Source organism: Kluyvera sp. (assembly GCF_965301105.1).
Genome location: NZ_CBDKZX010000122.1, coordinates 1 through 7327, shown reverse-complemented (window position 1 = coordinate 7327; position 7327 = coordinate 1). Strand labels below are relative to the sequence as shown.

Annotated in this window: 9 protein-coding genes; 2 read left to right on the top strand and 7 right to left on the bottom strand. The window is 56.8% G+C overall.

Annotated features, from left to right (window positions below; genetic code table 11):
- Positions 1-524 (bottom strand): metal ABC transporter solute-binding protein, Zn/Mn family (locus ACW14G_RS21525; protein ID WP_455648784.1); only part of this gene is annotated, 524 nt, incomplete at its 3' end.
- 77 nt (positions 525-601) lie between these two features.
- Between ACW14G_RS21525 and znuC the strand changes: the two genes are divergently transcribed.
- Both znuC and znuB read left to right on the top strand, forming a co-directional pair.
- Entirely contained in the window at positions 602-1357 is a 756-nt protein-coding gene (znuC, locus tag ACW14G_RS21520; protein ID WP_455648783.1) for a zinc ABC transporter ATP-binding protein ZnuC, read from the top strand.
- Positions 1354-2139: a zinc ABC transporter permease subunit ZnuB gene (gene znuB, locus ACW14G_RS21515; protein WP_163447975.1), complete on the top strand. Its 786-nt coding sequence runs from the start codon at positions 1354-1356 to the stop codon at positions 2137-2139. The genes znuC and znuB overlap by 4 nt, the downstream gene beginning before the upstream one ends.
- 72 nt (positions 2140-2211) lie before the next feature.
- Here the strand turns inward: znuB and ruvB are convergent, their stop codons facing one another.
- From ruvB to aspS, 6 genes are all read right to left on the bottom strand, one after another.
- A complete protein-coding gene (gene ruvB / locus ACW14G_RS21510) occupies positions 2212-3222 on the bottom strand; it encodes a Holliday junction branch migration DNA helicase RuvB (protein ID WP_163447974.1) in 1011 nt (336 codons plus the stop codon).
- Between the two features lie 8 nt (positions 3223-3230).
- Positions 3231-3842: a Holliday junction branch migration protein RuvA gene (gene ruvA, locus ACW14G_RS21505; RefSeq protein WP_064544698.1), complete on the bottom strand. Its 612-nt coding sequence runs from the start codon at positions 3840-3842 to the stop codon at positions 3231-3233.
- An 81-nt stretch (positions 3843-3923) separates the two neighbouring features.
- Positions 3924-4445: a crossover junction endodeoxyribonuclease RuvC gene (gene ruvC, locus ACW14G_RS21500; protein ID WP_249023100.1), complete on the bottom strand. Its 522-nt coding sequence runs from the start codon at positions 4443-4445 to the stop codon at positions 3924-3926.
- Positions 4446-4479: 34 nt separating this feature from the next.
- Positions 4480-5223 (bottom strand): YebC/PmpR family DNA-binding transcriptional regulator, encoded by a 744-nt coding sequence (locus ACW14G_RS21495; RefSeq protein ID WP_064544690.1) that lies wholly within the window; start codon positions 5221-5223, stop codon positions 4480-4482.
- A 28-nt stretch (positions 5224-5251) separates the two neighbouring features.
- Positions 5252-5695: a dihydroneopterin triphosphate diphosphatase gene (nudB, locus tag ACW14G_RS21490; RefSeq protein WP_163447972.1), complete on the bottom strand. Its 444-nt coding sequence runs from the start codon at positions 5693-5695 to the stop codon at positions 5252-5254.
- A gap of 1 nt (position 5696) precedes the next feature.
- On the bottom strand, positions 5697-7327 hold a 1631-nt coding region (gene aspS / locus ACW14G_RS21485), incomplete at its 5' end, for an aspartate--tRNA ligase (RefSeq protein WP_455648782.1).

Here is a 7327-nt window from a genome sequence, read left to right as displayed (position 1 = left end):
GGCATAAGTTCCACTAATTTGTCATGGATTGCAACCGCCGAAAGCCGCGCTATCTCTGGGGATAACCACAGATGCATGTTGTATTCGCCATGATGGTGATGTGCGTCACCTTTTTCGCCGTGAGCATGGTCATGATCGCCCTCTTCCGCACCTTCGTCACCGTCGTCATCAGCCCCTTTCATGAGCAACGGTTTCACGCCGTCCAGCTGTGAGATTGTCACTTTTTTTGCGGTGGAAATGCTTTGCGTTGACTTGTCCATGAAGGCTTCCATCTCCGGACCAATCCAGACCACTAAGTCCGCGTTCTGTAAGCGTTTTGCATCAGATGGGCGCAGTGAATAGTCATGCTCAGACGCACCGTCAGGCAGTAAAACCTGGGTCTCAGTGACGCCATCGGCAATCGCTGAAGCGATGAATCCTAACGGTTTCAGTGAGGCGACAACGGCGGCATCGGCACGTTGTGCGGCGCTACCCCAAAGGGCCATGGATAAAGCTGCGAAAAGAAGCGTATTTTTCTGTAACATAATGCGTCTAATAATCGAAATGAATGAAAGAAGTGTGATATTATAACATTCACTCTCTTGTGCAACCCCTAATTGCTATGACGAATCTTGTATCGCTGGAAAATGTCTCCGTCAGCTTCGGCCAGCGCCGGGTGCTCTCCGACATCTCACTGAATCTCAAGCTAGGCCGCATTCTGACGCTGCTTGGCCCTAACGGCGCGGGTAAATCTACGCTGGTACGCGTAGTGCTCGGGCTTGTTGCGCCCAGCGAAGGCGTCGTGGTGCGCGAAAAACAGCTGCGTATCGGCTATGTACCACAGAAGGTTTACCTAGATGCAACATTGCCGCTGACCGTCAAGCGTTTTTTGCGTCTGCACCCTGCTACACGTAAAGAAGATATTCTCCCGGCGCTCAAGCGCGTGCAGGCAGGACACCTGCAGGATGCGCCAATGCAGAAGCTTTCCGGTGGCGAAACCCAGCGCGTACTGCTGGCTCGTGCGCTGCTGAACAAACCGCAATTGCTGGTGCTAGATGAGCCGACTCAAGGCGTTGACGTTAATGGCCAGGTGGCGCTGTACGATCTGATCAACCAGCTGCGCCAGGAGCTGGACTGCGCGGTGCTGATGGTGTCGCATGACCTGCATCTGGTTATGGCGAAAACTGACGAAGTGCTGTGCCTCAACCATCATATTTGCTGTTCCGGCACGCCGGATGTGGTCTCAATGCACCCGGAATTTATCTCAATGTTTGGGCCGCGCGGCGCCGAACAGCTCGGAATTTATCGTCATCAACATAACCACCGCCACGATTTACAGGGCCGTATTGTTTTACGTCGGGGAAATGGGCAGTCATGATTGAAATTTTACTTCCCGGTTGGCTTGCCGGAATGATGCTGGCGTGTGCTGCCGGCCCGTTAGGCTCATTTGTGGTCTGGCGTCGTATGTCCTATTTTGGCGATACCCTGGCGCATGCTTCCCTGCTGGGTGTCGCTTTTGGTTTACTGCTCGACGTGAATCCGTTTTATGCGGTCATCGCCGTGACGCTGCTGCTGGCGGCGGGGCTGGTGTGGCTGGAAAAGCGCCCTCACCTGGCGGTGGATACCCTGCTCGGCATTATGGCGCACAGCGCGCTGTCGCTCGGTCTGGTGGTGGTAAGCTTGATGTCGAACATCCGCGTCGACCTGATGGCCTACCTGTTTGGCGACCTGCTGGCGGTCACCCCGCAGGATCTTATCTCGATCGCGCTCGGCGTGATTGTGGTGCTGGCAATTCTGTTCTGGCAGTGGCGTAATCTGCTGTCGATGACCATCAGCCCGGATCTGGCGTTTGTCGACGGCGTGAAGCTACAGCGGGTTAAGCTGCTGCTGATGCTGGTGACAGCGCTGACCATCGGCGTGGCGATGAAGTTTGTCGGGGCGCTGATTATCACCTCGCTGCTGATTATTCCGGCCGCGACGGCACGTCGCTTCGCCCGTACGCCAGAGCAGATGGCGGGGATTGCGGTGGGTGTTGGGATGATTGCGGTAACCGGTGGGCTAACCTTCTCGGCGTTTTACGATACGCCAGCCGGCCCTTCCGTGGTGCTGTGCGCGGCGCTGCTGTTTATTCTGAGTATGACAAAGAAAGCCGCTGCCTGATTTTTCCGGCGTCGCTTCGCATACCGGGCCTACACAATTCCGTAGGCCTGATAAGCGAAGCGCCATCAGACACTAAGGCATCTCGGGCGGCTGGATGCCGAAGTGCGTCCACGCGCGCGAGGTTGCCATACGGCCACGTGGCGTGCGCTGCAAGAACCCTTGCTGAATCAGATAGGGCTCCAGCACGTCCTCAATGGTTTCTCGCTCTTCGCCAATTGCCGCCGCCAGGTTATCCAACCCGACCGGGCCGCCAAAGAACTTATCAATCACCGCCAGCAGCAGCTTGCGGTCCATATAGTCAAAGCCTTCCGCGTCAACGTTCAGCATATCCAGCGCCTGCGCAGCAATCTCTGCGGAAATGGTGCCGTCGTGCTTCACTTCCGCATAATCGCGCACACGCCTGAGCAGACGGTTGGCAATACGCGGCGTACCGCGTGCGCGACGCGCCACTTCCAGCGCGCCTTCATCGCTCATCTCCAGCCCCATATAGCGGGCGCTGCGGCCCACGATGTGCTGGAGATCCGGCACTTGATAAAATTCCAGACGCTGTACGATACCGAAGCGATCGCGCAGCGGCGAGGTCAGCGAACCCGCGCGGGTGGTGGCGCCAATCAGGGTAAAGGGCGGCAGATCGATTTTAATCGACCGGGCAGCCGGGCCTTCACCAATCATAATGTCCAACTGATAGTCTTCCATCGCCGGGTACAGCACCTCCTCGACGACCGGAGACAGGCGGTGGATCTCATCGATAAACAGCACATCATGAGGTTCAAGGTTGGTGAGCATGGCCGCCAGGTCGCCCGCTTTCTCCAGCACGGGACCTGAGGTGGTGCGAAGGTTAACGCCCATTTCATTGGCCACGATATTCGCCAGCGTGGTTTTCCCTAAACCCGGCGGACCGAAGATGAGCAGATGGTCCAGCGCGTCGCCGCGCAGTTTCGCCGCCTGAATAAAGATTTCCATCTGCGAGCGCACCTGCGGCTGGCCGATGTACTCTTCCAGTAATTTGGGGCGGATGGCGCGATCGGCCACCTCTTCGGCTATCGTACTACCTGCTGAGATCAGGCGGTCTGCTTCAATCATCCTTTACCTCATAGCGCTGCACGGAGCGCTTCGCGGATCAATGTTTCGCTACTGGCGTCCGGACGGGCAATTTTGCTCACCATCCGGCTAGCTTCCTGAGGTTTATAGCCCAGCGCCACCAGCGCGGCAACCGCTTCCTGCTCGGCGTCGTCGCTCTCCGGGCCAGCCGGTGAGGTCAGTACCAAATCGGCGGCTGGCGTAAAGAGGTCGCCGTGCAGGCCTTTGAAGCGGTCTTTCATCTCGACGATAAGACGCTCGGCGGTTTTCTTGCCAATCCCCGGCAGCTTGACCAGTGCGCCCAGCTCTTCGCGTTCAACCGCGTTGACAAACTGCTGCGCCGACATGCCGGAGAGAATAGCCAGCGCCAGCTTCGGGCCGACACCGTTGGTTTTAATCAGCTCTTTAAACAGAGTACGTTCCTGTTTGTTGTTGAAACCGTACAGCAACTGCGCGTCTTCACGCACCACGAAGTGGGTAAAGACAATCGCTTCCTGCCCGGCTTCCGGCAGCTCGTAAAAACAGGTCATGGGCATATGCACTTCATAGCCGACGCCGCCGGTTTCCAGAAGGACCAGCGGGGGTTGTTTTTCGAGAATGATGCCTCTGAGTCTGCCTATCACGTGACGCTCCTGCGTTAAGGGCTGAAAAGGTAATGTACTATCATAAAAAAAGGCTGGATGTTTATCCAGCCTCATTTGTGATTATCGCAACCGCCCACGCGCTAAATTCAACCTGCCGTCACTCACCTGCATGGCGTTCTGGCTGACGTGGCAGTGGGTAATGGCAATAGCCAGCGCATCCGCGGCATCAGCCTGCGGGTTGGCGGGCAGTTTGAGCAACGTGCGCACCATATGCTGAACCTGGCTTTTTTCCGCGCTACCGATACCCACCACGGTCTGTTTGACCTGACGGGCGGCGTATTCAAAGACCGGCAGTTCCTGGTTAGTGGCGGCGACAATCGCCACCCCGCGCGCCTGCCCCAACTTAAGCGCCGAGTCGGCGTTTTTCGCCATAAAGACCTGTTCTATCGCGAAATAGTCCGGCTGGAACTGGGTGATAATCTCCGTCACGCCCGCGTAAATCAACTTCAGGCGCGACGGGAGATCCTCAACTTTGGTGCGAATGCAACCGCTGCCGAGGTAGGTCAACTGACGACCCACCTGGCGAATCACGCCATAACCGGTGATGCGCGACCCCGGGTCAATGCCGAGAATAATAGCCATCACGCATCTCCTGTTATGTTAGGGTTCAGCCACCTCATTCTAAGGTAGCAGCAACCTCGTCAGAGATTTCACCGTTGTGGTAGACTTCCTGAACATCGTCACAGTCTTCCAGCATGTCGATCAGACGTAACAACTTCGGCGCGGTTTCCGCGTCCATGTCCGCTTTGGTCGACGGAATCATTGAGACTTCAGCGGCGTCAGCTTTCAGACCTGCGGCTTCCAGCGCGTCGCGCACTTTACCCATCTCTTCCCACGCGGTGTAAACGTCAATCGCGCCGTCATCGAAGGTCACAACGTCTTCAGCACCGGCTTCCAGCGCTGCTTCCATGATGACGTCTTCGTCGCCTTTCTCAAAAGAGATCACGCCTTTTTTGCTGAACAGGTAAGCAACGGAACCGTCAGTTCCCAGGTTGCCGCCAGTTTTGCTGAACGCGTGACGCACTTCCGCAACGGTACGGTTACGGTTATCGGACAGACATTCAATCATCACCGCCGTGCCGCCAGGACCGTAACCTTCATAGATGATGGTCTCCATATTCGAGTCTTCATCACCGCCCACACCGCGCGCAATGGCACGGTTCAGGGTGTCACGGGTCATGTTGTTGGACAGTGCTTTATCCACCGCCGCACGCAGACGCGGGTTAGCATCCGGATCGCCGCCGCCCAGTTTGGCCGCCGTCACCAGCTCACGAATGATCTTGGTGAAAATTTTGCCGCGCTTTGCATCCTGCGCCGCTTTACGATGTCTGGTGTTGGCCCATTTACTATGACCTGCCATAAAAATATCTCCAAAAAACTTTGCCCTATCAGGCAGCGTTAATGACAAATTCTTCAATCGCCTGCCGGTTACTCCACGACTTGGTCAGCGCCGCCGCAACGGGCGCATCGAGCCATTGGTAGGCCAGGTGTTCAGTGAACACAATCTCCCGCTCGTGGGGCAGCGCAAGGCAGAACCAGGATTCCGTATTGCGCACCACGCCCGGCGCATAGCGATGTCGTAAATGTTGAAAAATTTCAAACTCCACCGTGCGCTGACAGTCCATCAAGGTCAGTTGCTCAGAAACAACGTCAATGGTGACCTCTTCCTTTACTTCGCGCATGGCGGCCTGCGACGCGGTTTCCCCCGCTTCCAGGCTGCCGGTAACCGACTGCCAGAAATCGGGGTCATCGCGTCGCTGCAGCATCAGCACCCGTTTACTGTCCTGGGCATAAATGACCACCAGAATAGAGACGGGCTGCTTGAATAGCATGTTACTCGTTCTCCGCCGACGCTTTCGGCTCTTTTGCCACAACCTGGATACCCAGCTCGCCCAAAGAGGCCGGATTGGCGAAGCTTGGCGCTTCGGTCATCAGGCAGGCAGCCGCGGTCGTTTTCGGGAAAGCGATAACGTCACGGATGTTGTCGGTGCCGGTCAGCAGCATGGTCAGACGGTCGAGACCGAATGCCAGACCCGCGTGCGGCGGCGTACCGTACTTCAGCGCGTCCAGCAGGAAGCCAAACTTCTCGCGCTGCTCTTGTTCGTTGATGCCGAGAATGCCAAACACGGTCTGCTGCATGTCGCCACGGTGAATACGTACGGAACCACCGCCTACTTCGTAGCCGTTGATCACCATATCGTAGGCGTTGGCGACTGCGTCTTCCGGTGCCGCTTTCAGTTCTTCGGCGGTCATGTCTTTCGGCGAGGTGAACGGGTGGTGCATCGCGGTCAGGCCGCCTTCACCGTCGTCTTCAAACATCGGGAAGTCGATAACCCACAGCGGCGCCCACATCGTTTCGTCGGTCAGATTCAGGTCTTTACCCAGCTTGAGGCGCAGCGCGCCCATCGCGTCGGCAACCACTTTCTTGTTATCCGCGCCGAAGAAGATCATGTCGCCGTCCTGCGCGCCAGTGCGCTCAAGGATAGCTTCAATGATGTCGGCGGTCAGGAATTTAGCGACCGGGCTGGTGATGCCTTCCAGACCTTTGGCGCGTTCGGTGACTTTGATGTATGCCAGGCCTTTCGCACCGTAGATCTTCACAAAGTTGCCGTATTCGTCGATCAGCTTACGGGTCAGCGCAGCACCGCCCGGTACGCGAAGCGCAGCTACGCGGCCTTTCGGATCGTTTGCCGGGCCGGAGAAGACCGCGAATTCCACGTCTTTCAGCAGGTCAGCAACGTCCACCAGCTCCATCGGGTTACGCAGGTCCGGTTTGTCGGAACCGTAACGGCGTTCAGCTTCGGCGAAGGTCATGATTGGGAAGTCGCCCAGATCCACGCCTTTAATTTCCAGCCACAGCTGACGCACCATCGCTTCCATCACTTCACGCACCTGCGGGGCTGTCATGAAGGAAGTTTCCACGTCGATCTGGGTAAATTCAGGCTGACGGTCAGCACGCAGGTCTTCGTCACGGAAGCATTTTACAATCTGATAATAGCGGTCGAAGCCGGACATCATCAGCAGCTGTTTGAACAGCTGAGGCGACTGCGGCAGCGCGTAGAATTTACCTTTGTGAACGCGAGACGGTACCAGGTAATCGCGCGCGCCTTCCGGGGTCGCTTTGGTCAGCATCGGGGTTTCGATATCGAGGAAACCGTGATCGTCCATAAAGCGGCGCACGAAGCTGGTGATTTTAGCGCGAGTTTTCAGGCGCTGAGCCATTTCCGGACGACGCAGATCGAGGTAGCGGTACTTCAGACGCGCTTCTTCGGTGTTGACGTGGTTAGAGTCCAGCGGCAGTGATTCTGAACGGTTGATGATAACCAGATCGGAAGCCAGAACTTCGATAGCGCCGGTTGCCATATCCGCGTTGATGTTCTTTTCGTCGCGCGCACGAACGGTGCCGGTTACCTGAATGCAGAACTCATTACGCAGTTCAGAGGCTAACTTCAACGCATCCGCAC